This is a genomic window from Spirosoma liriopis, from assembly GCF_023196085.1.
Classification (GTDB): domain Bacteria; phylum Bacteroidota; class Bacteroidia; order Cytophagales; family Spirosomataceae; genus Spirosoma; species Spirosoma oryzicola.
This window is the reverse complement of the sequence record NZ_JALPRF010000002.1, coordinates 1,559,093-1,585,778: the sequence shown is the minus strand read 5'-3', so window position 1 is coordinate 1,585,778 and position 26,686 is coordinate 1,559,093. Positions and strand designations below refer to the sequence as shown.

Sequence of the window (26,686 nt, the reverse complement as noted above, 5' to 3'; positions counted from 1 at the left end):
GGTTAATCGACCACCTGAACGCCTTTCCAGAACGCTACCCGGTCTTTGATCTGACTGGCGGCTGGTTTCGGATCAGGATAATACCAGGCGGCATCCGCGTTCGTTTTGCCGTCGACCGACAGCGAGTAATACGACGCTAATCCTTTCCAAGGACAGGTCGTATGCGTTTGACTGTCCACTAAGTAATCGGCCTTGACCGAGTCCTTCGGAAAATAGTGGTTATTTTCGACAACGACGGTATCGTTGCTTTCTGCGATGGTTTCACCGTTCCAGATGGCTTTCATAGTCTGACAATTAATCTTTTGACAGGATTAACACGATTGACAGGATTATTGATTTCAATTCGTCAGCCTGTCAAAAACTATTGTTTCATCATAGCGATAGTTGATTTTCGACAGGATTGACAGGATTATTGATTTCAAGTTATCAGCCTGTTAATCATGTCAATCCTGTTAATCCTGTCGAAAAACCATTATTTCAGCACCTGTACTTCAATGACCGAGTTATCATAAACCCGATGGGTCGCTTTCTGGAAGTCCTCGGCGTTGGCTTTGAATATATTATCGACGTACTTCTGTGGGTTCCGGTCGATGAGTGGGAACCACGTACTTTGCACCTGGATCATAACCCGGTGGCCTTTCTTGAAGGTATGCAGTACATCCTGCAAACGGAAATTCACGTCGGTTACTTCGCCCGATTTAAACGGCTCTGGCTTCTCGAACGAGTTACGGAACCGTCCCCGCATGGCTTCCGAACGAACCATCTGCTGGTAGTTTCCCAGTGTGATATTTTTGTTCGGCATGTACGAATGGTTTGGCTCGTCAGGTGGGTACACATCGATTAGTTTTACAACCCAATCGGCATCGGTACCAGTCGTACTCACCTTTAACTTAGCCATTATTTCACCGCCCAGCGTTAGATCGTCGGTCAACACATCGGTTTGGAAAGTCAGTACATCCGGTCGACGGCTGGCAAACCGCTGATCTTCCGACATGTAATTGAACGGCGTAAAGCCCTGCGTGGTCGTGTTATCTTCGGTGTACGGAACGGGCTTCATCGGATCGCTGATAAATTCTGAAAACTTACCTCCGTTTCCAGCCTGTTGCGTTAATTGGCCGTCACTAGTCAACGAAAACTGCACGGTTTGTGCATTGGCAGCAGGCCATTTATCGAACGTTTTCCACTCATTCCGGCCCGTGTTGAACAGATACGCTTCAGGCAAGCCCGTCTTTCCGTCGCCGGGACCTTTCAGGAAGTGGTTAAAGAATTTCGCTTCGATATTCCGCTGGTAGAACGTCGCAATGCTATCGCCGAAATAAACGTTACTGTGGAGCGTATGGCCCGTTTCCCGCGACCAGCGCCCATGTCCAAACGGTCCCATGACGAGCGTGTTGTAAGTGCCGGGATTATTTTTTTCAACGTTCTTGTAAATAGTGAGCGGACCGTATAGATCCTCAGCATCGAACCAGCCGCCAACGGTCATCAGCGCGTGTTTGATGTTTTTCAGGTGCGGAATGATGCTTCGTTTCTGCCAGAACTCGTCGTAATTCGGATGCTCGACCGTTTCCTGCCAGAAGAAATTATCCTTGTAATACTTGTCAGCATTTTTCAGCGGACCTAGATCGTACTGCCACTGAAAACCGTCCTTGCTTTTGGTACTAATGAGCTGATTGTTGTACCAGGCTTCCGTAGTAGGCTGAGGATGCTGAACACCGAACACCGGGAAGGTAAACAGATACGCCTGAATGAAGGCGCCGTTGTGGTGAAAATCGTCGAAGAAAAAGTCCGATACGGGGGCTTGGGGCGACGACGCTTTCAACGCAGGGTGAGCGCCAACGGCTCCGGCAATGGTATAAAAACCGGGATAGCTAATGCCCCACTGTCCAGCACGACCGTTGTTGTTCGATACGTTTTTGAGGAGCCACTCCACCGTATCGTACGTATCCGAGCTTTCATCGACGGCCATCGCCGACTGACGGGCGGGTGCTTTGCCTTTTTTCTTGCTGGCGGTGGCTGGTTGTTGATCGGTTACGGTCGGCGTCATGTTTGTCCAGGTCCCTTCCGAGGCCCAGCGCCCACGCACGTCCTGGTAAACGAAGATGTATTTGTCACGCATGAGCGTGCCCGACGGACCAACCGCATTTGGATACGTGTCGGAGCCGTAGGGAGCCACGCTATAACACGTCCGCTGCATCATGAACGGGTATTTGTTGGTCGGCGAAGCGTCTTTAGGAACGTAAACGTTGGTGTGCAGCTTTGTTCCGTCGCGCATCGGGATTTTGTATTCAAACTTCTGGTAATTCTCCCGCACGTAGCTGGCTGCGGGCGTCGTTTGTGCCCGAACGAACGAAACGGAAGCAATGGCAAGCAGGCCGTAGAGCCAATTCTTCATGAGCTGATGGAGTTAAGTAGGAAACCACCGTAAAGATACAGTTCTACGCCATATCGCCGGTCAACAAAAAAGGTCCGTTGCGCAACGGACCTTTTGGCATGTATTAAATGGCATGTTTAACATTGGCGTTCTGTCATGCTGACCGGCCCGCCGGAGCGGAAGGAAGCATCTACAAGGACTACCTGCCCCGAAGATGCTTCCTTCCGCTCCGGCGGGCCGGTCAGCATGACAAAAACTTTAGCGGGCATACTTTTCGGATTACTACAGATCATTATCCGGAACCTTTGGCAAAACGTCAGGAACGTCTTCTTCGGAATCGTAACTCTGATTATTTCTAAAGAATACCTCACGACCATTGACAACCTTGAAAGTCCATTCTAATCCGTCCAGGGCTCCATACTTGATCCACACTCGCTTGTGCTTAGGATCAAATTTACGGGGAGGTGGCGGTGGAATTTGCGGTAGGATCGTTTTGCTGTATTGCACTAGATTCTTGTAGGGCACCGTATCGGTTATCGAGCATATTCCGTCCAGGTCTGCCCCTGAATAAAACAGCACGATTTTATCCTGCCATTGTCCCCAATGGGTAGCCGGCCAATCCTCAATAGAATCGGCAAATTCAATTTTTGACAGATGATATAAAAAGCCATCGTCCCACCGGGTAACGCGTAGGCGTACCGCTTTCGCTTTAACTTCTTTACAAAAGCCGACTAGATTGTTGGCTAGTACCTTGTCTTTAAAATAGATACGTTGCAGGACTATTGGCTTACTTTGGGCGACGGCTGTAGTACCACACCATTTTAGCAGCAGCGCCATGACTACCAGAAACCCACGAATCGAAATCCGAGCCTGGCGAATGGTTTGTGAAGAGAAATACGTTGGCAATATTGTTTCGACGGTAAAGTTGACTTCTCTAAGATGTACGGCTACCGCAAAATCCATAAGCGTTCGTTATGCAACGAAGATTAGTTAATTTGGTGTCTATTCGTTAGTTTGTCCTTACTCTCTGTCACAAACATGAAAAAGCATTTGCTCATAGTTTTGGTCAGTACCGTCTTCGGTTTATCTGCCTGCAAGAAAGAAGCTGAACTTACTCCCCCTGTTGACAACGTACAGCTAGGCCAGACCCTGCTCACCAAAAGAGCCGGGCAACTGACGGGGAAATGGCTTATTGACGAAACATCGATTGCCTGGAAGCGCTTTAATCCTTATTTCGTGGAACTGGGTATCACCCAGGATACGGTCTTGCGTAACCTGGCGACCTTAACCATTTCATCGCCGACCCAGATTACACATGCATTAAGCCCTCAGTATATCTACGACTTTAAAACTGAGCTTGTATGTCAGCTGGACTACGGGGGCAAATCCTATCCGGTTTACCTAACTCTTTCAACTGCCGTGGATGGAAAAAATACGCTTTCTAACGTAGACAGCTCACCGGTACGGATGAGTCTATGGTCTTATCCGGCTGGTGCCTACAATACGCCCATTCCCGATACAAATGCCCTTTTATTCAGAAAGCTCGGCTTCTTCCACACAACCTTTGAAGAGAAAGAAGGAAACAATAGCAGCAGTAGACGCTGGTATGGCTACAGCAGCGAATCAGCTTTGGGTTTGCAGGAGGTGAAGCTTACGAAGCAATAAGGCAAAACTCTGGTCTGTTTTATCGAACCAAACGACTAGCGCTCTTTCTTGAAATAGAAAAAGCGTTCAATAAAGCCATCTATGCGACTTTATTGAACGCTCACCACTTCTTTATTGAAACCCTCACAACGCAAATATCCGGTCCATCAGGAGCCATTTCTCGCCGGGTTTAGCCAGAGGTAGCGCCTGTTGGTATTTCCACATAAGCGTTTCCCATTCCTGGACTTTCGGGTTAGCGACATCGGCGGCTGATTTGGCTTCGAACGAGAACGTCTCATCCGTTTCCATAATCATGAACAGCCGATTGCCCAGCCGGTAGATTTCCATATCAGTAATACCCGATTCTCGGATACTGGCCTCAATTTCGGGCCAGATGCGCTGATGATACTGTTCGTATTCAGCAATCAGGGTTGGATCATCCTTGAGATCAAGAGCAAGACAATAACGCATGGTTAGGGAGCAATTTCGGGGGGAATGGTTGAACTATGAAGATCGTCGGTGGTCAGACGGTACCCGTTCAAGGCAAAAAAGACGATGAACGAGAAACACACCAGCGGTACAAGCAACGCGTACACCGCTCCGTTGACGAATAACGCGCCGGCTACGAGGGGCATCAATGCGCCACCCACAATGCTCATAATAACCAGCGACGACGCGATTTTCGATTCAGCACCCAGTCCTTTAGTTGCCAGCGCAAAGATCGTCGGGAATTGAATCGACTGGAAGAAGTACGTGAAGCTCAGGGCGATCACGGCGGTTAGCCCACCAGCTAGCATCGCGATGATCACCATAATCACTGCTCCTAATGCGTAACCAGCCAGGACCAGATTTGGACGAACCCGAGCCATCAGGAACGTACCCACAAACCGGCCCAGCATAAACAGGACTAATGCAAACGATGCGTGAAAACCGGCGATCTGCGTGGCCGACAGATCCGTTGGCGAACCCGTCAGCGAATTGATGGCGTTCATGTACGCTTCCGCCAGCGCCCAGTGTCCGTCGCGCGAGAAGTCGAGTTTGAGATCTACGAAATAACCCCACAAGGTCGCCTGCGCCCCTACGTTGGCAAACTGCGCAATAACGCCCAGCGCCAGATGACGATGACGCAATACACCAAAAATCGACGTTTTTCCGGCTGCCTTTTCTTCGTCTGCACCAACCTCCGGCATTTTAGTGAACGCAAATAACAGCGTCACAAAGGCAATGATCGTACCAATGACCAGGTACGGCCCCTGCACTGAAAGCGCTTCTTCGACACGGATCGCTTCGGCCTGCGCGGGTGCCATCGCCTTTAGCATGTCGGGGGTGTACTCAGTTTTGGAAAAAATAAACAGTGCGCCAATAACCGGCCCCAAAATCGTACTGATTCCGTTGAACGACTGCGAAAAATTCAGTCGCCATTCGGCTTTCTTCGGATCGCCGAGAACCGTAACGTACAGATTGGCAGCCGTTTCCAGAAAGGCAATACCACAAGCCATCGTAAACAGGGCCAGCAGGAAAAAGCCGTACACCCGCACTTCGGCGGCTGGGTAGAATAGAAAGGCTCCTCCACCGTACAGCAAGAGCCCGAACAGAATACCCCGTTTGTAGCCGAATTTGCGCATGACATATCCGGCGGGCAAAGCCATAAAAAAGTAACCGAGGTAAAACGCGAAATCGACAATGCCGGCCTGAAAACGGTTCAGGTCCAGCGCGATCTGAAACTGCTTAATCAGCGATCCGTTAAGGCTGTTGGCGAGGCCCCACAGAAAGAACAGGCTGGTAACGAGCGCAAACGCAATGCCGTAATTACCGCTGGTTCCGTCTTTTACTTTAAGTGGAGTCGTTGGGGTTGGTAAAGCCATTCTTGACTTTGGGTTTAGGAGGTTTTAAAACGTAGGTATGCTTAATCCGTGATCGAACGGTCGAGGTGGGTATAGCCGCCATCGACGTGGATCAGCTGGCCCGTAGTATGGCTGGATTTGTCCGACAACAGGAATGCAACGGTATTGGCAATTTCTTCGGTAGTTGTCATCCGTTGTTCAAGCGGGATTTTCGAAACGATTTGCTTTAGTTTCGCTTCGGGATCGGGTAACGTTTGTATCCAGCTCGCGTACAAGGGTGTCCAGCTTTCGGCTACGATTACGCAGTTGACGCGAATGCTGTAGGGCAGCAGTTCGACGGCCCATTCGCGCGTAAGTGCGTTCCGCCCCCCGTTGGCAGCCGCGTAAGCCGAAGTGTTTCCCTGCCCCGTTTCAGCTACCTTCGATCCAATATTCACGATAGCCCCTTTCGACGCTTTAAGAGCCGGTAACGCATGGTGCGCCATCAGGTAGTAATGCACCAGATTTTTGTGGATCGACGCAATGAATCCCTCGTAGTTACCGCTTTCCAGTCCCACGCCGTCGTTCACACCGGCATTGTTGACCAGTCCGTCGATGCGACCAAACTGCGCCAACGTTTGCTCAACCGCCCGCTGGCAGTCTTCCGGCTTCGTCAGTTCAGCCGCAAACTGGTGCGCCTGACCGCCCGCCGACCGGATAGCCTCGACGGTTTTGAGATTGTCGGCTTCGCTACGACCGATGATTACCGGGATGGCTCCTTCAGCCGCCAGCACCGTTGAGATACCTTCACCGATCCCTTTTGCCCCGCCCGTGACGAGGATAATCTTATCATTCAAATGTAAATTCATGGTTGACGTTAGTTGTCAGCTTAAGCCGTAAAATTTCACCGCATTCTCCCCCATCACCTTTGCCCGAACCTCCGTACCCCAGGGCAGCAGATAGTCTTCGATGACGTTTTTGACCTGCGTGTAGTTAGCCGCTACCAGACATACCGGCCAGTCGGAACCAAACAGCAGCCGATCCGGGCCAAATGCCTCGAAGGCGAAATCCAGGTACGGGAAGAAATCTTTTTTGCTCCAGTTTTGCCAGTCACCTTCGGTTACCAGCCCCGACAGCTTACACGAAACGTTCGGGTTCTTGGCGATCTCGGTCATAAAATTCGACCAGCGCGTGATCTCTTGTTTCTTGACGTACGGCTTGGCGAGGTGATCGATCACAAAATTGACTTCGGGAACGGCGCGAACCAGTTGCAACGCGGCCTTAAGCTGCGTAGGATAAATAAGAATGTCGTAGGTTAAATCAAAAGCGGCCAGTTGCCGGATACCCTGGATTACCGCAGGCGTTGCCAGAAAATCGTCGGGTTCCGCCTGGGCAACGTGCCGAAATCCTTTGATTTCTTCGTAGGTGGCGAACGCTTCCAACCGGTCGTTCAAAGTTGGTGACTGCAAATCGACCCAGCCCACCACGGCCTTGACGATGTCGTAATTCTGCGCCATGTTGACCAGAAACAGCGTCTCTTCTTCGGACTGCGATGCCTGGACCGCTACGCAGCCATCGATTCCGTGTTCGGTAAGTACGGGTTCCAAATCGGCGGGTAAAAAATCGCGCCGGATGGCCGTCATATCGTCGGTTATCCAACTATCGCGAACCGGGTCGTAATGCCAGAAATGTTGATGCGCATCGATCGTCATAAACAGACTTTTGGTTTATGAAAAGACGGGTATGCGTATCCAGCCTGGGGCAAGATCAGACACGCATACCCGTCCTCTACGGTACAGTTAGGCAAAAGCAATGGCTGTTTGTTTCTGTTCGCCCAGCCCTTCGATACCGAGTTCGACCACGTCGCCGGGTTTCAGGTACCGTTGTGGATTCAGTCCTAAACCAACACCAGCGGGGGTACCGGTCGAAATCACATCACCGGGCAACAGCGTCATAAACTGGCTGATGTAGCTAACGAGCGTCGGTACGTTGAAAATCATGTCATCCGTATTGGAATCCTGTAGATGTTCTCCGTTGAGGTCGAGCCACAGCCGTAACGCGTTCGGGTTTTCGACTTCGTCTTTCGTCACCAGGTACGGTCCCAGGGGCGCGAAGGTATCGGCACTTTTGCCTTTGACCCATTGCCCACCGCGTTCAAGCTGCCACGCCCGTTCGCTGTAGTCATTGTGCAGGGCATACCCCGCTATGTAATCCATAGCCTCGTCCAGCTCGACGTAACTGGCTTTTTTACCAATAATAATAGCCAACTCAACTTCCCAGTCTGTTTTCTCGGAACGCTTCGGTATCACTACGTTATCATTCGGTCCACATAGGGCGGTCGTTGCTTTAAAGAACAAAATCGGTTCAGCCGGGATCGGCGCGTTCGTTTCGGCAGCGTGTTTAGCGTAGTTCAGCCCCACGCATACAATCTTGGATGGCCGTTTGATGCAGGGACCGAAGCGCTCATCGGACGACACTTCGGGACAGTTCTGCGCGTGTGACTCAAGCCAGTGAGCCAGTCGTTCGGGGCCGTTGCTGGCAAAAAACGACTCGTCGAAATCTTCGCCAAAATGAGTTACGTCAATGTGCTGGCCGTTGAGCAACAAAACGCCGGGATGCTCGTGATCGGGCTGGCCGAAGCGGAATAGTTTCATGCAGAAATAAGATACGTTGACAGAAAAAGCAGACTAAGCCGCAAGTTTAACCATTCTGCCGTAAATCCTTGAAATCCATTAGCCGTGTTTTTCTTTAAGCAAATACACGACTTGCCACATTTTATTTACACCTGTAGTATATTGCCTATAAAATTCACCTGGTTCTTAACTATTCTCTTTTTATGAAAATTTGTACGTTTCTAATTTTCGGCCTCCTACTTTCGAGTTTGTTGGCCGTAGCCCAGTCGCCGACGCCTTTGGCGGCCAACGGGCAGCTTAAAGTGGTCGGTACTCAACTGACCAATGAGGCTGGAAAAGCCATTCAGCTTCGGGGGGTGAGCACGCACGGGTTGCAATGGTTTCCTCAGTGTTACACCCAGAGTTCGGTGCAGGCCGTAGCTAAGGACTGGGGAGCCGACGTGCTGCGCATTGCCATGTACGTGGACGAAGGCGGTTACCTGAGCGGTAAAGAAGCGATGCGTACCAAAGTCAACCAGATTGTTGACTGGGCCGAGCAAAGCGGCATCTATTGCATCATCGACTGGCATATTCTGAACCCCGGCGACCCAAACGTTCATACCGCCGATGCCATTGAGTTTTTTACCATCATGTCGCAACGCAACGCGGGTAAGAAACACGTTATCTATGAAATCTGTAACGAACCGAACGGTGTTAGCTGGTCGCAGATCAAAAGCTACGCCGAGCAGGTCATTCCGGTTATTCGCAAAAACGCCCCCAACGCCATCGTGCTGGTCGGTACGCCCAACTGGGACCAGCGACCGCAGGATGTGATTGGGAACGAACTGAGCTATCCTAACCTGCTGTATACGGTTCACTTTTACGCAGCCTCGCACTTTTTTCAGAACGACGTTCGGTCTATTACGAACAAACTACCCATCTTTTTCAGTGAGTGGGGTACATCCACGTATTCGGGTGGCGGAAGCCTGGATTTCAACAACGGGCAAGCCTGGCTCGATCTGATGGCGGGTAACAATCCGGGCAATCAGAAAATAAGCTGGTGTAACTGGACCTACTCGGATGCGGGCGAGTCATCGGCGGCTCTCAACTCGGGAGCCTGTAACAGCCAGCAGTGGAACAATACCAGCCCGTCGGGTACGTGGGTGAAAGATCGTATCCTTAACCCCGCCGATGATTTTGGTCCGGCGACGCCATCGGTAGCAATCACTAGCCCAGCCAACAATGCGACCGTAACCATCGGCTCCAACCTGGTTGTCAACGCTTCAGTGTATAACGCTTCGGCAACGGCTGTGGAGTTTTACAACGGCACAACGCTGCTAGGCTCGGACGCTACGGCACCTTACTCGTGGACGATTGCCAGCGTTCCGCAGGGAACGTATTCATTATCGGCTAAAGCCCTGATCAGCAACGGCAACCTGACTTCATCGGTGGTACAGGTTACAGCGGCCCCGGCTCCCAACCAGGTACCGATTGTCAGCCTGACGTCTCCAACCAACAATACGGCCTTTCCGCTCCCGGCAACGATTTCGATTGCAGCCAACGCCACCGATAATGACGGTAGTGTTTCGAAAGTTGAGTTCTATAACGGATCAACCAAACTAGGCGAAGACGCCACCGCCCCCTACACGTTCACCTGGACGGGCATGACCGCCGGAACCTATACACTCACGGCCAAAGCGACGGACAATCAGGGAGCCGTAACGACTTCCGGCGCAGTGACGGTGCTTGTTTACAGCCAGAACGATCCCGACCCAACGGCCGATCTGATCGGACCCAATTGTGTGTACCCCAACACCGTTCAGTTGTTTGAGGTCAATGCAAACAAGCTGGCCAATGCGACTACGTTTTCGTGGTGGTGTACCGGATCGACGAAAAGTATTACGACAGCGCAGGCGGGCAAAGCCAGCATCGATTTCGGTCCCAGTTTCACGGGCGGTCAGGTTTGCGTCGGTATCAACTATTCGGCAGCTCCCTGGTACAGCCAGTATTGCAAAACCGTAACCGTTTGTCCGGGAACGCCAACGACTCCAACGAATCAATCGCCCAGTGTGTCACTAACTTCGCCAACCAACGGTACGACCTACACGGCTCCGGCATCTATTACGCTGACCGCTACCGCCAGCGATACCGACGGAACCGTTGCCAAAGTCGAGTTTTACAACGGCTCGACCAAATTGGGTGAAAGTACCAGCGCTCCTTACCGCTTTACCTGGACAAGCGTTGGTGCAGGCAACTACGCGCTGACCGCCAAAGCGACCGACAATTCGGGGGCAACGACCACTTCGGGAGCAACCAACATTCAGATTAGTAACCCTACGCCGACCAATCAGGCTCCGGTGGTATCGCTTACGTCACCAGCCAACAGTGCCACGTTCACGGCTCCGGCTAACGTTGTTCTGACAGCTTCGGCCAGTGACGCGGACGGAAGCATTACCAAGGTTGAGTTCTACAACGGCACAACGAAACTAGGCGAAAGCTCGTCTGCTCCGTACCAGTTTACGTGGAATGCGGTTGGTGCTGGTACGTACAGTGTAACGGCTAAAGCGACGGATAACGCGGGGGCTGTAGCCACCTCAGCGGCTATCACTATCAGCGTAAAAGCACCGGCTAACCAGTCGCCAACCGTGACGCTGACGACTCCGGCCAACAGCGCAACCTTTACGGCTCCGGCAACCGTGGCTCTTTCGGCAAACGCCAGCGACGCCGACGGAACCATCACCAAAGTCGAGTTTTACAACGGCTCAACCAAGTTGGGCGAAACTACCAGCGCTCCCTACCAATTCGCCTGGAATAGCGTAAGCGCGGGCTCCTACACGCTGACCGCCAAAGCCATCGATAACCTGGGGTCTACAACGACTTCCGCCAGCGTAACGATTCAGGTAAACAATGCGACAACGCCAAGTCCCGAAGCGGATCTGATCGGTGCGGACTGCGCCCGGCCCAACGATGTAAAGATTTATGAAGTCAACGCTCGTAATCTACCCAACGCAACGCAGTTTTCGTGGTGGTTTACGGGTTCCAGCCAGAGCATCACCGCAACGCAGGCGGGCAAGGCGACGTATAATTTCGGCCCCTGGTTTTCGGGTGGTCAGGTTTGCGTCGGCATTAATTATTCGGCAGCTCCCTGGTACAAATCGTTTTGCAAGACTATTACGGTCTGTCCGGCGGGAGCCCGCGTGGGTGCCGACGACGTAGCCGACAACCCTGTATTTCCGAATCCGGCACACGATTACTTTACGTTTGTGGCCGAGCGAGATATTCATTCCATGAACGTCGTTGACCAGACCGGACACGAACACCTGCAACTCGGATCAGCCAAAGCTGGACAAACGATAATGTTTGGCGAAAAGCTTTCGCCGGGTATTTATCTGCTACGTATTCGTTACGAGAAGCAAGCCGAACGCACGCTAAAATTGCTGAAAGCGGGCAATTAATAGCATATTTTGCAGGAATACCCCCGGTTGATTCGCTGAACCAGCCGGGGGTATTATCTTTGGTGGGACGCCCTTTTTGCGTTCATCTCGGAATGAAACGTACGTTCTTTTATCCTCTAGTAACCCTTCTGCTGCTGACTGGCTCCGGTCTGGTATCGGCTCAATCGAGAAAGTCAGCCCCCTCTTCTACCAAACTTACCCAATACGTCGATCCGTTTATTGGCACCAGCTTTCACGGTCACGTGTTTATGGGAGCCAACGTCCCGTTCGGAGCCGTGCAGCTTGGCCCCAGCCAGATGTCGAAAGGCTGGGACTGGTGTTCGGGCTATCACTATTCGGATTCGTTGCTCATTGGCTTTGCGCACACACACCTCAGTGGTACGGGCATCGGCGACCTCGGCGACATACTGATCATGCCCACCACGGGTCCGGTTAAGGTTACCAAAGGCACGTCGAAAGACAGCCAGAGCGGTTACGCATCCCGTTTTGCCCACACCGAAAAAACAGCACGGCCCGGTTATTATTCGGTAAACCTCAAACGTTATTCTATCAAGGCGGAGTTGACGGCAACGGAACGCGTCGGTATTCACCGCTACACCTTTCCAAAATCGTCTGACGCGCATATCGTGATTGATTTGCAGGAAGGCATTGGCGACATTCCAACCGAAACCCATCTCGAAAAGAAAAACGACACCACACTCGTCGGTTACCGCTATTCGCGGGGTTGGGCGCGCGATCAACGGCTTTACTTCGCCATTGTTTTTGCGAAACCGATTCAGCAAGTAGCGCTGTACGACGACCAGAAGCCCGTGGAGGGAAATACCGTTACGGCCAAGCACGCCAAAGGCGTTGTCAGCTTTGCGACCCAAGCGGGCGAAAAAGTAGCCATCAAAGTAGGCATCTCGCCCGTTAGTCCCGACAATGCGCTGGCTAACATCCGGTCCGAAGTGCCGCACTGGAATTTCGATCAGGTAGCCACCAATGCCGACGCAGCCTGGAACAACGAATTAGGCAAAGTAGTGGTCAAGACCGCCAACAAAGACCGGCTGAAAACCTTTTACACGGCCTTGTACCATACGATGATCGCTCCGTCGATCTTCAACGACCACAACGGCGATTACGTGGGCGCGGACAAAAAGCTGCACCAGAATGCGTCCTTCACAAACCTGACGACCTTTTCGCTGTGGGACACGTACCGGGCGGCTAACCCGCTGTTTACGCTGCTGCAACCCAAACGGGTCAACGACATGGTCAGCTCGATGCTGGCGATCTATCAGCAGCAGGGCAAACTCCCAATCTGGCATCTGGTTGGTAACGAAACGAATACGATGCCCGGCAACAGCGCTATTCCAGTCGTTGCCGATGCGTATCTGAAAGGATTCACGGGCTTTGACGCTAACCTCGCCTTCGAAGCCATGAAAGCATCGGCCATGCGCGACGAACGCGGTCTGAAGTTCGTGAAAGCGCAGGGTTACATTCCGGGCGATAGTCTGGTAGAGAGCGTAGCACAGGGTCTGGAATACGCTATTGACGATTGGGCCATTGCTCAGGTCGCCAAGAAGCTCGGCAAGACCGACGACTACGCGTATTTCAGCAAACGAGCCAAAGCGTACCAGTTTTACTTTGATCCGGTAACGCGCTTCATGCGGGGACGCATTTCTGACAACGAGCGCCGGACACCGTTCAGCCCCCTGGTAGCTCGCCACATGAAAGACGATTTTGCCGAAGGAAACGCCTGGCAATACACATGGCTCGTGCCGCACGACGTGGAAGGGCTTATGACGTTGCTGGGTGGCGAAAAAGCCTTTACCCAAAAGCTCGATTCGCTGTTTGTGGTTCAGGGCGATATGGGTGGCGAAGCCTCGAACGACATCACCGGCCTGATCGGGCAGTACGCACACGGCAATGAACCGAGCCACCACATTACCTACCTGTACGCTTACGTGGGTCAGCCCTGGAAAACCGCCGACAAAGTGCGTTACATCCTGGATAGCTTGTACGCGCCCAAGCCCGACGGTCTGTGCGGTAACGAAGACGTTGGTCAGATGTCGGCCTGGTACGTTTTTTCGGCACTGGGTTTTTATCCGGTCAATCCGGCCAATGGCGCGTATGTTTTCGGCAGCCCCGTTTTCGATGAGGTTACGATGCGTCTGGCGAATGGTAAAACGTTCCGCATCAACGTCGTAAACAACAGCAAAGCAAACCGGTATATCAAGCGAATTACGCTCGATGGCAAGCCGTACACACGCTCGTACCTGCTCCACCAGACGCTGGTCAATGGCGGTAATCTGACCATTGAAATGAGCGATAAACCAAGCACAACCTGGGGTGTAGCCACGACGGACCGTCCCAAATCCGTTTACTAGCTTATCCTCTATTCGACCCTACTACGCCTATGAACCGACTGTCGTACCGACTGATTGCATTCCTGTGCCTCTTGCGCTGCGTCGTTTACGGCCAAACCAACTACGAATTGAATTCTGGCTGGCAGTGCCGACCCATCGCGCAGGTAAAAGAAGCCGGGACAACGATTTCGAATCTGTCCTATTCACTAACGAACTGGCAACCGGCGGTTGTGCCCGGAACGGTGTTGACGACGATGCTTGCGAACAAGCAGATTGCCGACCCGTTTTACGGCATGAACAACAAGCACATCCCGGACATTTACCAGACCGGTCGCGACTACTACACGTATTGGTTTGTCAAGGAATTTACCGAAAACGCAAACGCGGGCGAACAGGTCTGGCTCAACTTCCGGGGTATCAATTACAGCTGCGACGTATTTTTGAACGGACATAAACTAACCGATAAGCCTCATACGGGCATGTTTCTGCGAAAGACGTTCAACATCACCCCCTTTCTGCAAAAAGGAGGAAAGAACCGGCTGGCTGTTATCGTTTACCCACCCGATCCGGTTGGCAATCCGAACGGCGGACAGGGCGGAGATGGTACCATTGCCCGCAACGTAGCGCATCAGTACGTAGCCGGATGGGACTGGATTCAGCCGATTCGCGACCGCAACACCGGCATCTGGGATAAGGTAATCGTTGAAAAAACAGGCGCGGTACAACTCAAGAACCCGCACGTTGTCACGCTCGTACCGGGCAAACGGCATCCCGACGGGCCGCAGCAACCGGCAACCATTCGGGTGTCGGCCGAACTGGAAAACCCGACAGCGACCAAACAAACGGGTACGCTGACGTACACACTGGACGGACGGACCGTAACCAAGTCGGTAAACATCAACGCACGCAGTTCGGTGACCGTTGATTTGCCAGCCTTAACGCTGACCAATCCTAAACTGTGGTGGCCGCACGGGTACGGACAACAGCCTCTTTACCCGATGACGATTCAGTTCAAAACGGCTAGCGGTACAACGTCGGATGTAGAAAAGTTGCTGGTTGGCGTCCGGGAAATACAAACGGAATGGAACAGCACGACGCGGAGCCGCCAGATCCTGGTGAACGGACAAAAAGTGTTTATCAAAGGCGGCAACTGGATTATCTCCGACGCCATGCTCCGTTTCTCACCCGAACGCTACGACGCCGAAATCCGGTTTCACCGCGACATGAACCTTAACCTGCTTCGTATCTGGGGTGGTGCCTTGTCGGAACGTCCCGAATTTTACCAGTCGTGCGACAAATACGGCTTGCTGGTCATGCAGGATTTCTGGGGATCAGGCGACTGCAACGGGCGCTGGGTTGACCCGATGAAGAAAGACGACCAATGGGCGCGCCGGAAATACCCGGACGATCACACCCTTTTTCTGACCTCGGCCATCGATCAGATTAAGATGATTCGTAACCACGCGTCGCTGGCGATGTGGTGCGGAGGCAACGAAATTACGCTGCCTCAGGATATTATGACGCCCCTCCGCGACACCATCCTCCCCCGACTCGATGGCACCCGCTGGTTTATTGACTATTCCAATTCCGATGATATGTCCTTTAACTTCCTGGGAGGCAACGGCGATGGACCCTACGGCATCCAACCCGTTCGGAAGTTCTGGGAATACCGCACCTGGCCGTTCAACTCGGAAGTTGGCTCGGTGGGTGTCGGGGATTATGAGTCGCTGGAGCGGTTTCTTCCCAAAGAGAATCTGGTTGCTCCACAATACTCCGCCGACCGCAAGCGGGCGAAAGTCGATTCGGTGTGGGACTATCACAAATACATCGGTTACGACGGAGCCTTTGCGCCCTACGGCGAGGCAACCGACGCCCGCGACTTTGGTCGAAAAGCGCAACTCGTGAATTACGATCAATACCGGGGTCTAATGGAAGGTTTTTCGGCGCACATGTGGGACTGGTACACGGGAACGATTATCTGGAAAACGCAGAATCCGTGGACAGCCCTGCGCGGTCAGATGTACGATTATTACCTTGACCCGAATGCTTGTCTCTACGGGCTGCACAACGGTAGCGAGCCGCTCCACATCATGTTCAATCCAGTGGACAGCATGGTCATGGTAGCCAACAACACGTTCAGCTACCACCGCGATATGATGATGGTGATCAAGGTATACGACATGGCCGGAAAAGACAGCACGTTGACGCAGGTGTTTTCTGAGATTGGTCCCACGCTCGTTCGCCCTTACGTGCCCATTGGCCGGACAGTACGTTCCCTAGCCAGAGACAAAGGCGCGTTTCTGTCGCTCAAACTGCTCGATTTAGACAAAAAACCGATCAGCGAAAACCTGTACTGGCTTCCCGATGCCAACGGTACGTATTCGGGTTTGCAACAGATGGCGAAAGCACCGGTGCAGATCAGCACACGACTGGTTTCAATTGAAAAACTAGAAGTAACGCTAACCAATCCGGCGGGCAGTCCGGTCGCTTTTTTCAACCGCTTGTCGTTGCTTGATCCGCAGACGAAGAAGCGGCTACTACCCGTTTTCTACAGCGACAATTATGTATCGGTGCTTCCCGGCGAGAAGAAAACAGTGGTCATAGACTATACCCCAACGGCCAATTCGCCCCTTGTGTCGGTAGAAGGCTGGAATGTACCCGAGCAGACGGTATCGATTGGTAAGTAATCGACATAAGCAGAAAAACGCGGAGGGCAGTGGTGTCGGTTTCTTAAAACCGACACCACTGCCGACTATCCATTTTGAACGCGGGTGGCCCTGCCGACACCTCGTTTTTCTGCTAATCCGCTTTAATTGTTTAGCCGGATGAATCCACCATCCAGCGGGTAATCCGTGCCGGTGATGAAGCCCGCTTCGTCGGAGCAGAGGTACAACGCCAGGGCACCAACTTCTTTCGGCTCGGCCATCCGGCCAATGGGTTGCGTTTTAGACAGTTTCTCGAACATTTCGGCTTCCTGACCCGGATAATTTTTTGCCAGAAATCCATCTACGAACGGCGTATGGACGCGGGCGGGCGAAATGCAGTTGCACCGAATATTGTCGTTCAAATAATCTTTGGCTACCGACAAGGTCATCGTCAATACAGCCCCTTTACTCATCGAGTACGCGAACCGATCCGCAATACCGACCGATGCCGCTACTGATGCCATGTTTAGAATCACCCCGCCCCCGTTGGCTTTAAAATGGGGAATTGTTGCGTACAGGCAGTTATAAACACCTTTGACGTTGATCCGAAAGATGCGTTCAAAATCCGCTTCATCCGTGGTATCCGCTTTACCAACATGGGCTACTCCGGCGTTATTGACCAAAATATGAATTGGTCCCTGCGAGGCAATCTGACCGATCAGGTCAACGACCTGCGCTTGGTTCGACACATCGATGGCATGCGCTTCGGCCCGTCCGCCCGACGCCTTGATGTCATCGGCTACCTGATTCGCCAGATCCTGGTTGATTTCCAGAATATGAACCGTGGCACCCGCTTCCGCAAATGCCTGTGAAATCGCCAGTCCAATCCCGCTGGCTCCACCCGTCACCAGAGCGGTTTTATTGTTGAGTGAAAACATAAAACGTAAAGAAGTAAAAGCATGAACGCGTGAATGGCTCTTCGCCCATCCACGCGTTCACTGATGCGCTGATTATAAAGACACGCCCCGCTTCCAGGGAATAAAATCGTCCTGTCCGAGTCGTTCGGCCTGGGTTATCTCCTCACCCGAAGCCAGTCGGATGATGTATTCCAGTAACGCGTCGGCATTTTGCTCGATACCCTGCTCACCATCTACGATAGGACCGCTATCGAAATCAATGACATCCGGCATGCGATTTTTGAGCGTGGTATTGGTCGATATCTTGACAACCGGACAGACCGGATTTCCTGTCGGCGTCCCTAAACCAGTAGTAAATAGAATGACAGTTGCCCCCGAACCGGCCATACCTGTCGTGGCTTCAACGTCGTTGCCGGGCGTGCACAATAAATTCAGACCGGGCGTCGTGATCGGCTCGGCATAATCCAGCACATCGGCTACGGGAGCTGTTCCCCCTTTTTTGGCCGCACCCGCCGACTTAATGGCATCGGTAATCAATCCATCTTTAATGTTTCCCGGTGAAGGATTCATGTCGAAGCCAGAGCCAACGGCCTGTGCCTGCGCTGAATAATCGCCCATCAGGTTGATAAACTTCTGCGCTTTGGCTTCGTCGTCGGTACGGTTGATCAGTTCCTGCTCCACACCGTTCAGTTCCGGGAATTCGGCCAGTACCGTTTTACCACCCAGCGCGACAATAACATCCGACAGATGACCGATTGCCGGGTTTGCCGAAATACCCGAAAATCCATCCGACCCGCCACATTTCAACCCAACGGTCAACGCACTCAGCGGAGCGGGTTTCCGTTCGATCTTGTTTATTTCGACCAAGCCCAGAAAGGTTTCTTTGACCGCCTGCGACATCAAGGCATACTCCGTTCCGGCCTGCTGTTCGAACAGCAATACCGGCTTATCGGACCTAGGGTTCTGCCGCTTGATCTCGGCGCTGATCATATCGGCCTGCAAATGCTGGCAACCCAGACTCAGCACCGTAGCACCGGCGACGTTTGGATTGTTGATAAAACCGGCTAGCAGGGAGCCCAGATACGCCGAATCCTGACGCGTACCACCACATCCCATTTCGTGGGTGAGGAATTTGATGCCGTCAACATTTTTGAACGGTCGGTCGGTTTGCTGATTCGTGTGATGCAGGGTCTTGTTCTGCGATTCATCAACGAACGGCTGCATTTTCTTGATGACGCTCATATCGCCCGCGCGGTAGAGACTCAGTAGCTCGTGCACCTGATCGCGGTAGACTTCCGGTTGCGCGTAGCCAAGCTCACGCTCGAACGCATCTTTCAGAATCAGCACGTTGCGGTTCTCGCAGAAAACCAGCGGCACCACCAGCCAGTAATTGCGCGTTCCTACGCTCCCATCAGCCCGGTGATAGCCCATAAACGTCCGGTTCTCCCAGGCGGTAACGTCGGGCGCGTGCCACGAATAAGGCTGTTTTTTATCCAGACCGTAGTGGTCGGCATCGTGCTTCAGGTTAAACGTTGTAATGGATTCTCCCCTACGGATGGGCTGCGTCGCTTTACCGACCAGTACGCCATACATGATAATCGGATCGCCGGGCTGCCGATCTTCGGTCACAAATTTATGCTTCGCTTCCACAGTGTAAGGAAGCTCATAAACGTCATTTTCAAACTCGATTCGTTCACCAGCCGACAGATTGCGCAACGCGACTATGACGTTGTCAGCAGGATGAACTTTCAGCACACGGGCAGACATTCGCTAAGTATTTTTTACAGTAAGAGACGCATTAGCCCGAAATATACCACCCTTTCTTAAAAATCTTTGCCTGCCCCTCTTGCGAATGTGAATGGCAATCCCAAGTTTTGGTATTTGATTCCGCGCTTCTTCATGCCCCTTCCTTCCGATTCTCATGCTTCCGGTTTTCCGGCGGGCCGCCTGATGTCCATGGACGCCTACCGAGGCTTCGTTATGACCCTGATGGCCGCCGAACTGTTGAACTTCAACGGCTTGCACAAAACGTTTCCGACCAGTTCCTTCTGGGCCTTTCTGGCTTACCAGCAGGATCATGTACCCTGGGCGGGCTGTTCTCTGCACGATCTTATCCAGCCGTCGTTTTCGTTTTTGGTGGGGGTCGCGTTACCGTATTCAGTAGCCAGTCAGAATGCACACGGTCAACCCGCAACCGCACAATTCTGGCGCGCGCTCCGGCGGTCGCTGATCCTGATTCTACTCGGTATTTTTCTGCGCTCGACCCATTCGGAGCAGACCTATTTCACCTTCGAGGATACGCTGACGCAAATTGGGCTGGGTTACCCGTTTCTGTTTCTGCTGGGCCGAACATCGACCCGAACGACCTGGATCGCCTTTGGTCTGATTCTGTTTGGCTACTGGCTTGCTTTTATACTCTACCCCGCGGGCATGACAGATTTCGATTATAGTGCGGTTGGTGTTCCGGTCAACTGGCCAGAGCAGTATACGGGGTTGATGGCGCATTTCAACAAAAACAGTAATCTAGCTTGGGCATTCGACCGATGGTTTCTCAACCTGTTCCCGCGCGAAAGTCCGTTTCTGTTCAACGGTGGCGGCTACGCAACGCTTAGCTTCATTCCCACGCTCGGCACCATGCTGTTAGGGCTACAGGCGGGGCGCTGGCTCCGTTCCGGGTTATCGTCCTCTGACGTTCTCAAACGTTTTCTGATGGCGGGAGGTATCGGTCTGGCAACGGGCGTTCTGCTCCATGTTGCCGGAATCTGTCCCATTGTCAAACGAATCTGGACACCCGCCTGGGTGCTGTTCAGTGGCGGGTGGTGCTTCTGGCTGCTGGCTCTCTTTTACTACGTTATCGATGTAGCCGGGCGACGGGGCTGGGCGTTTCCGCTGGTGGTGGTTGGCATGAACTCCATTGCGATCTACTGTCTGGTTCATCTAATCGACCGCTTCATCATTAATTCGCTGTATACGCATCTGGGGCACGGTCCATTTCAGATCTTTGGCCCTGCTTACGAACAGCTACTCATGGGTGCCGTTACGCTGGGCATCTTTTACTTTATCCTCCGGTGGATGTACCGCCGAAAACTTTTTATCCGAATCTAATTTATGCCTACGGCTAACATTCTAAATCTGTTCGACCAGACAATCAGTTACGGTACGCTTACTATCGATCAGGGTCGTATTACTCGTATTGACTTGCTCGGTCCCGAACGAATTGGCGAACCCTACATCCTCCCCGGTTTTATCGATGCCCATGTTCACGTTGAAAGTTCGCTCCTGACCCCGCCCCAGTTTGCCCGACTGGCGGTCGTTCATGGCACCGTAGCAACCGTATCGGACCCTCACGAAATCGGCAACGTACTAGGCGTAGCGGGTGTCGAATACATGCTTCGCGAAGCCGCCCGAGTACCGTTCAAGTTTATGTTTGGCGCGCCCTCCTGCGTTCCGGCCACTCCCTTCGAAACGGCAGGCGCAACCATTAGTGTTGACGACGTACGCTACCTGCTCGGTTTAGACGAGATTGGTTACTTGGCTGAGATGATGAATTTTCCGGGTGTCCTGCACGAAGATCCGGACGTTATGGCCAAAATTGCCCTAGCCAAAGCCTACAACAAACCCGTTGACGGTCACGCACCGGGGCTGACTGGCGACGACGCGCAACGCTATATCGACGCGGGCATCAGCACGGACCATGAGTGTTTTACCTACGAAGAAGGACTCGACAAAGCCCGGCGCGGTATGCATATTCTCATTCGAGAAGGGAGTGCCGCCCGGAACTTCGACGCCTTAATCGCACTGCTGGCCGAGTTCCCGGAGCAGATCATGTTTTGTTCCGACGACAAGCACCCGGATACCCTGGCGGAAGGCCATATCAACCAGCTGGTTCTTCGTGCTTTGGCTAAAGGCCATACCCTGTGGAACGTCCTGCGGGCCGCCTGCCTGAACCCGGTATTGCACTACCGGTTGCCAGTTGGTCTTTTGCGCGAGGGCGAACCCGCCGATTACATCATCGTCGATAACTTACAAACCTTTGCGATCCAGCAGACAGTTATCAATGGCGAATCAGTGGCCGAAAACGGGACGTCAAACATCGCTGATTTACGGAGTGAACACGTAAATCAATTCAATTGCGAACCTAAATCAGTTGATGATTTTGCGGTGCGCGCGCAGGCATCCCCGGTAATTCGCGTCATCGAAGCGCTGGACGGGCAGCTCATCACCAACGAACTGCTCCTTGAACCGAAAGTTGAAAACGGCCAGCTGGTGTCTGATCCGGAGCGGGATATACTCAAATTAGTGGTCGTCAACCGCTATGAAAATGTGCCACCGTCCGTTGCGTTCATCAAAAATTTCGGGTTGAAACACGGAGCTATTGCCTCGTCGGTTGGTCACGATTCGCACAACATTACGGCGGTTGGCTGTGATGACGAAAGCATCTGTCAGGCGATCAACCTGGTTATTGAAGCAAAAGGCGGACTATCGGCGGTGGCAGGTACCCAACCGCACGAACATGATCAGGACGTGATGAGCCGCCGTGAATTTTTACACCTAACGACCCGCCCCGAAACACAATTGCTTCCCCTGCCCGTTGCGGGGCTCATGACCGACACCGACGGCTATGAGGTAGCCGCTCAATACACAAAGCTGGATCAATTCGCCAAAAAGGAGTTGGGCAGCACCTTGGCCGCACCTTTTATGACGCTGTCGTTCATGGCCTTACTTGTCATCCCTGCGTTAAAACTGAGTGACAAAGGACTATTTGATGGCAAAAGGTTCTCGTTTGTTCCTCTTCAAATTGTTAAATAAGCCCACAAAAAAATTTTATTTCGCATTACCATTTTAAATTCAATTTATTATTAATATGTTTACAGACTTCTTTCGCATTCCTAAACCTTTACCTATATCCTCATGCCTCGCTCTCGTACGCAAATCGGACCTGATGACGAAACTCTTTGGAACCAGTTTCGCAGTGGCGATGAAAACGCTTTTGCCCGACTGTATCAAAACTACGTTCAAACGCTCTATCACTACTGTGCCCATTTTGCTACCGACCGAGCGTTGATCAAAGATTGCATTCATGACTTGTTTGTTGAGCTCTGGAAACACCGCACGACCATCGGCCCAACCACCTCTGTACGGTTTTATCTGATGGCCTCGATCAAGCGTAAGCTGGTTCGCCACCTGACCGCCGAACAGAAGCTGGTAAGCCAGGATGAAATAGCCAATGGTCGGCGCGTGGGCGATACGCTTCCCGGTGCAGATCCGTCGCACGAGAATCTGCTGATTGCTTATGAAGAAGATTCGTACATGAACGACTGCCTGCATCAAGCCCTGGAAAAACTACCTCGCCGTCAGCGCGAAGCCGTTCATCTGCGCTATTTCCAGAACATGAGTAATGAAGAGATTTCGACCCTAATGCAAATAAATATACAGTCTGTTTACAATCTGATTTTTGGCGCGATGAGCAATTTGAAACGCTACATCACCCCCGAAAACGTTGCCCTATAAACCAACCTATTCTTACCCCTGATTATTCCTAAACCTTTTCTGATCACGGTAGCTGCGCGAGTGGCTACCGTTTTTTGTGTGTAATTTTGCGGAATGAATACGGACTCAACGCCCCTCCCTGAACGGGTTCGCCCGCGCACCCTCGACGATGTTATTGGCCAACGTAAACTGATTGGACCCGGCGGGGCCCTGCGTCGGGCCGTGGATGCCGGACGGCTACCTTCCATGATTTTATGGGGCCCGCCGGGTGTGGGCAAAACGACGCTGGCTTTGTTGCTGGCCGAAGCGGTCAAGCGGCCATTTATCGCTTTAAGCGCCATCAATTCGGGCGTGAAAGAAATCCGGGATGTGCTCAGTCGTCCGTCGGGTATGTTTCCCCCCGTTGTTTTCATCGACGAGATTCACCGGTTTAACAAGAGTCAGCAGGATGCGTTGCTCGGTGCGGTCGAAAAAGGTCAGATCACTCTTATTGGCGCGACGACCGAAAATCCGTCGTTTGAAGTAAACAGCGCCCTATTATCGCGCTCTCAGGTTTACATTCTGGAAGCGTTAAGCCGCGAAGAACTGATTCAGGTTGTGGACCGGGCCATTGATAAGGATGCTTTTTTACGGTCGAAACACATCACGGTTGAGTCGTACGATGCCTTACTTCGGCTGTCCGGTGGTGATGGGCGTAAACTGCTGAACCTGCTGGAACTGGTGGCATCTGCCCACGTATCAACCGAGCCACTCATTATTACGGATGAGGGAGTAACTACCGTAGCCCAGCAGAACATCGCTCGCTACGACAAGTCGGGCGAACAGCATTACGATATTATTTCAGCGTTTATCAAGTCGTTGCGGGGTTCGGACCCCAATGCGGCTTTGTACTGGATGGCGCGTATGATCGTTGCCGGTGAAGATCCGGTTTTCATTGCCCGGCGTATGCTGATTCTGGCATCGGAAGATATCGGGAATGCCAATCCGACCGCTATGATTATGGCGTCGGAAGCCGTGCAGGCGATTCGGGCAATCGGTATGCCCGAAGGACGGATTATTTTATCGCAGGTAGCGGTGTATCTGGCCACCTCACCCAAAAGCAACGCCAGCTACGTCGCTATCGACGATGCCATTGCCCTAGCCGAACAGACGGCGCACTTACCCGTACCGCTGCACCTGCGCAATGCGCCCACCAAGCTAATGAAGCAGATTGGTTACGGAAAAGAGTACCAGTACGCCCATGCCCACGAAGGTAACTTTGCCCAGCAGAACTTTCTTCCGGATGATTTGAAAGGGCATAAACTATACGAGCCGGGTCAGAACGCCCGAGAAGCCGAAATTCGTCGTAGTTTGCAGAAATGGTGGGGCGATTGGTACGGCTACTGATCGTTGCGTTAATCAGGTAAACTAAGCATCAATGCCTGCAAATCCTGGTTGATCGACCGGACCGACGACTGAAGTTGGTTGAGCATATTCGCCCGGATATGCAGGTCGTCGGCCAGGTAGTTTCCGCCCGGACCGAAGTACAAATCCTGCTGTTTTTTTGAAGCTTCTTCGAGTACGTAGCCCTGCCAGCGCTGGCGAATGTTGTACCCAATGGATGTCTGCCCGGTGTTGCTAAACGACTTTTCGTTGAGTACGTACCAGATAAACGGCGGATAAATCGATGATTGTTCGGGCTGGTTCCAGAGATCAGCCAACAGGTTTCGTTTATGACTAAACGCGACTGATTTATTGGACGAAAAAGCGGCCAGGCCACCCGTCGTTGCGCTCACCAGACCACCCGAGATTCCGATAATCTTGTTTGGATTGCTTGCTTCAATCAACGCCGTCGCTACGGTTGTAACAGCCCCGATCACGACCGAAAAGATGGTCAGCCGCCGAACGCGCCGGGTGTCTTTCTCGTCCAGATACGTAGCCAGTTGATCAGCGCGTTCGCCTTCGCAGTCGATTTCGGCGGCAAAACTAGACAACTCGGTCGAAGCCAGCTGCAACCGCTGTTGAATTTGCAGACGCTTGGTAATACGCTCCAAACGTTCTTCGTCAGAACGGCCTTTGTGTAACCGACTCAACTCCTGCAACAAAGGCAGAACACCGGTAGCATTGGCCATTAACAAATCATGCCGCGAGTAGTGTTTGGTAAGACTGGTATCTGATTGCAGGACCGCGTCAATATCCGGTCTGGGCGCATAAGCCGGATTGTACGAGTACGACAACACGGGTGTGCAATAATCGCTCCCTACGGTTGCTTGCTGAATAACACGATTGGACGTGCTACAATCAGTCAGCAACAGTACCGGAGCGATTATCCATACGATTCGTATCAGCAAGGGACGCATAACTAACGGGTTCCGATTCAGGCTAAAACGCTACGGGCTTCAGTCGAAGACCTGTATCTTCCGGCAAACCAAAAACCAGATTCAGGTTCTGCACCGCTTGTCCCGAAGCGCCTTTGGTCAGGTTGTCAATGACGCTGGTAATCAACAGCTGACCGTCGTGCAATTCGAGGTGTAAAAAGCACTTGTTTGTGTTCACCACTTGCTTTACGTCCACCGGCGCATCGCTCACGTACGTGAACGGATGATTGGCGTAGTAGCTCTTGTACAGTTCCTTCGCTTCTTCCCGCGTACCCGAAAACGGCGTGTACACATTCGCCATAATACCCCGCGTGAAGTCGCCCCGGTACGGAATGAAATTGATCGTGTGGTTGAAATCCGGATCAAGTGTAGTCAGACTCTGCCGAATTTCGGCCAGGTGCTGATGGGTAAATGCTTTGTAAATGGAAATGTTGTTGTTGCGCCAGGTAAAACCCGTTGTGGGCACAAGCGCCTGACCGGCACCCGTACTACCCGTGATCGCACTGATCTGAACATCCGCCTGTAGCTTGCCCGCCTTAGCCAACGGCAGCAAAGCCAGTTGGATACTGGTAGCGAAACAACCGGGATTGGCAACACGGGTCGCTTCCTGAATCCGTTCGCGCTGAAGTTCGGGCAGACCGTACACGAAATCGTCGTGCTCATCGCGAAAATCATTGCTGAGATCAATCACGGTGATGTCGTCCGACAGTTCATGTTCGGCCATGAACGTTGCCGATGCGCCATGTCCCGAGCAAAGAAAAACCGCATCCAAGCCTTCCTGTGCCAGCAAAGCCGCCGGTTCTTCGCCCGAAAAAGTTAGATCCGTATCCCCCAACAGATCGGTGTGCGTATTCCAGACGGGTTTACCGGCCTGGCTGTTGCTGTGCACAAACGCTACCTCAACAAACGGGTGATTAATCAGAATGCGCAGCAGTTCGCCACCGGTGTAGCCCGCCCCGCCAATAATGCCAACGTTTAGTTTCATACTATTTTCAGGGCCAGCTAAGCCATAGCCAACCCGTATGTT

20 protein-coding genes are annotated in these 26,686 nt (G+C 52.4%); 8 read left to right on the top strand and 12 right to left on the bottom strand.

Annotation, left to right across the window (positions count from 1 at the left end; translation table 11 throughout):
• Positions 1 to 2: 2 nt before the first annotated feature.
• From M0L20_RS15565 to M0L20_RS15555, 3 genes are all read right to left on the bottom strand, one after another.
• Complete coding sequence (locus tag M0L20_RS15565) at positions 3 to 284, bottom strand: DUF427 domain-containing protein (protein ID WP_232561837.1); 282 nt, start codon at positions 282 to 284, stop codon at positions 3 to 5.
• Between the two features lie 188 nt (positions 285 to 472).
• Positions 473 to 2,392 (bottom strand): CocE/NonD family hydrolase, encoded by a 1,920-nt coding sequence (locus M0L20_RS15560; RefSeq protein WP_248477850.1) that lies wholly within the window; start codon positions 2,390 to 2,392, stop codon positions 473 to 475.
• A gap of 261 nt (positions 2,393 to 2,653) precedes the next feature.
• Complete coding sequence (locus M0L20_RS15555) at positions 2,654 to 3,334, bottom strand: hypothetical protein (protein ID WP_248477849.1); 681 nt, start codon at positions 3,332 to 3,334, stop codon at positions 2,654 to 2,656.
• Between the two features lie 75 nt (positions 3,335 to 3,409).
• Here M0L20_RS15555 and M0L20_RS15550 point away from each other — a divergent pair, with 75 nt between their 5' ends.
• Positions 3,410 to 4,036: a hypothetical protein gene (locus tag M0L20_RS15550; RefSeq protein WP_248477848.1), complete on the top strand. Its 627-nt coding sequence runs from the start codon at positions 3,410 to 3,412 to the stop codon at positions 4,034 to 4,036.
• Between the two features lie 123 nt (positions 4,037 to 4,159).
• Here the strand turns inward: M0L20_RS15550 and M0L20_RS15545 are convergent, their stop codons facing one another.
• The 5 genes from M0L20_RS15545 to M0L20_RS15525 all read right to left on the bottom strand — a co-directional run bounded on the left by M0L20_RS15545 (position 4,160) and on the right by M0L20_RS15525 (position 8,492).
• Positions 4,160 to 4,486, bottom strand: coding sequence for an L-rhamnose mutarotase (locus tag M0L20_RS15545; protein ID WP_248477847.1), 327 nt, complete (start codon positions 4,484 to 4,486; stop codon positions 4,160 to 4,162).
• Positions 4,487 to 4,488: 2 nt separating this feature from the next.
• Positions 4,489 to 5,880 (bottom strand): L-fucose:H+ symporter permease, encoded by a 1,392-nt coding sequence (gene fucP / locus M0L20_RS15540; RefSeq protein WP_248477846.1) that lies wholly within the window; start codon positions 5,878 to 5,880, stop codon positions 4,489 to 4,491.
• Positions 5,881 to 5,921: 41 nt separating this feature from the next.
• On the bottom strand, positions 5,922 to 6,707 hold the full coding sequence (locus tag M0L20_RS15535) for an L-fucose dehydrogenase (RefSeq protein WP_232561830.1): 786 nt from the start codon (positions 6,705 to 6,707) through the stop codon (positions 5,922 to 5,924).
• A gap of 15 nt (positions 6,708 to 6,722) precedes the next feature.
• Positions 6,723 to 7,550 carry an amidohydrolase family protein gene (locus tag M0L20_RS15530; RefSeq protein ID WP_248477845.1) on the bottom strand — a complete coding sequence of 276 codons (828 nt, stop codon included), beginning with the start codon at positions 7,548 to 7,550 and terminating at the stop codon, positions 6,723 to 6,725.
• An 87-nt stretch (positions 7,551 to 7,637) separates the two neighbouring features.
• Positions 7,638 to 8,492 carry a fumarylacetoacetate hydrolase family protein gene (locus tag M0L20_RS15525; RefSeq protein ID WP_248477843.1) on the bottom strand — a complete coding sequence of 285 codons (855 nt, stop codon included), beginning with the start codon at positions 8,490 to 8,492 and terminating at the stop codon, positions 7,638 to 7,640.
• Positions 8,493 to 8,674: 182 nt separating this feature from the next.
• Here M0L20_RS15525 and M0L20_RS15520 point away from each other — a divergent pair, with 182 nt between their 5' ends.
• The 3 genes from M0L20_RS15520 (at position 8,675) to M0L20_RS15510 (ending at position 16,937) form a co-directional block, all read left to right on the top strand.
• Complete coding sequence (locus M0L20_RS15520; RefSeq protein ID WP_248477841.1) at positions 8,675 to 11,905, top strand: Ig-like domain-containing protein; 3,231 nt, start codon at positions 8,675 to 8,677, stop codon at positions 11,903 to 11,905.
• 92 nt (positions 11,906 to 11,997) lie between these two features.
• The gene (locus tag M0L20_RS15515) at positions 11,998 to 14,271 is read left to right on the top strand and encodes a GH92 family glycosyl hydrolase (protein WP_248477839.1); all 2,274 of its coding nucleotides are present in this window, start codon (positions 11,998 to 12,000) and stop codon (positions 14,269 to 14,271) included.
• 29 nt (positions 14,272 to 14,300) lie between these two features.
• Positions 14,301 to 16,937, top strand: coding sequence for a glycoside hydrolase family 2 protein (locus tag M0L20_RS15510; RefSeq protein ID WP_248477837.1), 2,637 nt, complete (start codon positions 14,301 to 14,303; stop codon positions 16,935 to 16,937).
• A gap of 122 nt (positions 16,938 to 17,059) precedes the next feature.
• On the opposite strand, the gene M0L20_RS15505 is transcribed toward M0L20_RS15510, so the two are convergent.
• Together M0L20_RS15505 and M0L20_RS15500 are read right to left on the bottom strand one after the other, a co-directional pair.
• Entirely contained in the window at positions 17,060 to 17,833 is a 774-nt protein-coding gene (locus tag M0L20_RS15505) for an SDR family NAD(P)-dependent oxidoreductase (RefSeq protein WP_248477835.1), read from the bottom strand.
• Positions 17,834 to 17,905: 72 nt separating this feature from the next.
• Positions 17,906 to 19,579 (bottom strand): UxaA family hydrolase, encoded by a 1,674-nt coding sequence (locus M0L20_RS15500; RefSeq protein ID WP_248477834.1) that lies wholly within the window; start codon positions 19,577 to 19,579, stop codon positions 17,906 to 17,908.
• 189 nt (positions 19,580 to 19,768) lie between these two features.
• Between M0L20_RS15500 and M0L20_RS15495 the strand changes: the two genes are divergently transcribed.
• From M0L20_RS15495 to M0L20_RS15480, 4 genes are all read left to right on the top strand, one after another.
• A complete protein-coding gene (locus M0L20_RS15495; protein ID WP_248478093.1) occupies positions 19,769 to 20,917 on the top strand; it encodes an acyltransferase family protein in 1,149 nt (382 codons plus the stop codon).
• Between the two features lie 3 nt (positions 20,918 to 20,920).
• A complete protein-coding gene (ade, locus tag M0L20_RS15490) occupies positions 20,921 to 22,621 on the top strand; it encodes an adenine deaminase (RefSeq protein WP_248477833.1) in 1,701 nt (566 codons plus the stop codon).
• Positions 22,622 to 22,723: 102 nt separating this feature from the next.
• Positions 22,724 to 23,323, top strand: a complete 600-nt coding sequence (locus tag M0L20_RS15485) for an RNA polymerase sigma factor (RefSeq protein WP_232561821.1) — start codon at positions 22,724 to 22,726, stop codon at positions 23,321 to 23,323.
• A gap of 93 nt (positions 23,324 to 23,416) precedes the next feature.
• Positions 23,417 to 24,688, top strand: coding sequence for a replication-associated recombination protein A (locus M0L20_RS15480; RefSeq protein ID WP_248477832.1), 1,272 nt, complete (start codon positions 23,417 to 23,419; stop codon positions 24,686 to 24,688).
• A gap of 8 nt (positions 24,689 to 24,696) precedes the next feature.
• Here the strand turns inward: M0L20_RS15480 and M0L20_RS15475 are convergent, their stop codons facing one another.
• On the bottom strand, positions 24,697 to 25,641 hold the full coding sequence (locus M0L20_RS15475; RefSeq protein WP_248477831.1) for a hypothetical protein: 945 nt from the start codon (positions 25,639 to 25,641) through the stop codon (positions 24,697 to 24,699).
• Positions 25,642 to 25,663: 22 nt separating this feature from the next.
• Entirely contained in the window at positions 25,664 to 26,644 is a 981-nt protein-coding gene (gene argC, locus M0L20_RS15470) for an N-acetyl-gamma-glutamyl-phosphate reductase (RefSeq protein WP_248477830.1), read from the bottom strand.
• Positions 26,645 to 26,686 lie beyond the last annotated feature (42 nt).

Bases quoted from the DNA above. Each gene is read 5' to 3' on its own strand.
- argC (WP_248477830.1), bottom strand. From the start codon at position 26,644: ATGAAACTAAACGTTGGCATTATTGGCGGGGCGGGCTACACCGGTGGC.
- M0L20_RS15530 (WP_248477845.1), bottom strand. From the start codon at position 7,550: ATGACGATCGATGCGCATCAACATTTCTGGCATTACGACCCGGTTCGC.
- M0L20_RS15525 (WP_248477843.1), bottom strand. From the start codon at position 8,492: ATGAAACTATTCCGCTTCGGCCAGCCCGATCACGAGCATCCCGGCGTT.
- M0L20_RS15560 (WP_248477850.1), bottom strand. From the start codon at position 2,392: ATGAAGAATTGGCTCTACGGCCTGCTTGCCATTGCTTCCGTTTCGTTC.
- fucP (WP_248477846.1), bottom strand. From the start codon at position 5,880: ATGGCTTTACCAACCCCAACGACTCCACTTAAAGTAAAAGACGGAACC.
- M0L20_RS15495 (WP_248478093.1), top strand. From the start codon at position 19,769: ATGGACGCCTACCGAGGCTTCGTTATGACCCTGATGGCCGCCGAACTG.
- M0L20_RS15555 (WP_248477849.1), bottom strand. From the start codon at position 3,334: ATGGATTTTGCGGTAGCCGTACATCTTAGAGAAGTCAACTTTACCGTC.
- M0L20_RS15520 (WP_248477841.1), top strand. From the start codon at position 8,675: ATGAAAATTTGTACGTTTCTAATTTTCGGCCTCCTACTTTCGAGTTTG.
- M0L20_RS15550 (WP_248477848.1), top strand. From the start codon at position 3,410: ATGAAAAAGCATTTGCTCATAGTTTTGGTCAGTACCGTCTTCGGTTTA.
- M0L20_RS15485 (WP_232561821.1), top strand. From the start codon at position 22,724: ATGCCTCGCTCTCGTACGCAAATCGGACCTGATGACGAAACTCTTTGG.
- ade (WP_248477833.1), top strand. From the start codon at position 20,921: ATGCCTACGGCTAACATTCTAAATCTGTTCGACCAGACAATCAGTTAC.
- M0L20_RS15500 (WP_248477834.1), bottom strand. From the start codon at position 19,579: ATGTCTGCCCGTGTGCTGAAAGTTCATCCTGCTGACAACGTCATAGTC.
- M0L20_RS15475 (WP_248477831.1), bottom strand. From the start codon at position 25,641: ATGCGTCCCTTGCTGATACGAATCGTATGGATAATCGCTCCGGTACTG.
- M0L20_RS15505 (WP_248477835.1), bottom strand. From the start codon at position 17,833: ATGTTTTCACTCAACAATAAAACCGCTCTGGTGACGGGTGGAGCCAGC.
- M0L20_RS15565 (WP_232561837.1), bottom strand. From the start codon at position 284: ATGAAAGCCATCTGGAACGGTGAAACCATCGCAGAAAGCAACGATACC.
- M0L20_RS15545 (WP_248477847.1), bottom strand. From the start codon at position 4,486: ATGCGTTATTGTCTTGCTCTTGATCTCAAGGATGATCCAACCCTGATT.
- M0L20_RS15515 (WP_248477839.1), top strand. From the start codon at position 11,998: ATGAAACGTACGTTCTTTTATCCTCTAGTAACCCTTCTGCTGCTGACT.
- M0L20_RS15510 (WP_248477837.1), top strand. From the start codon at position 14,301: ATGAACCGACTGTCGTACCGACTGATTGCATTCCTGTGCCTCTTGCGC.
- M0L20_RS15480 (WP_248477832.1), top strand. From the start codon at position 23,417: ATGAATACGGACTCAACGCCCCTCCCTGAACGGGTTCGCCCGCGCACC.
- M0L20_RS15535 (WP_232561830.1), bottom strand. From the start codon at position 6,707: ATGAATTTACATTTGAATGATAAGATTATCCTCGTCACGGGCGGGGCA.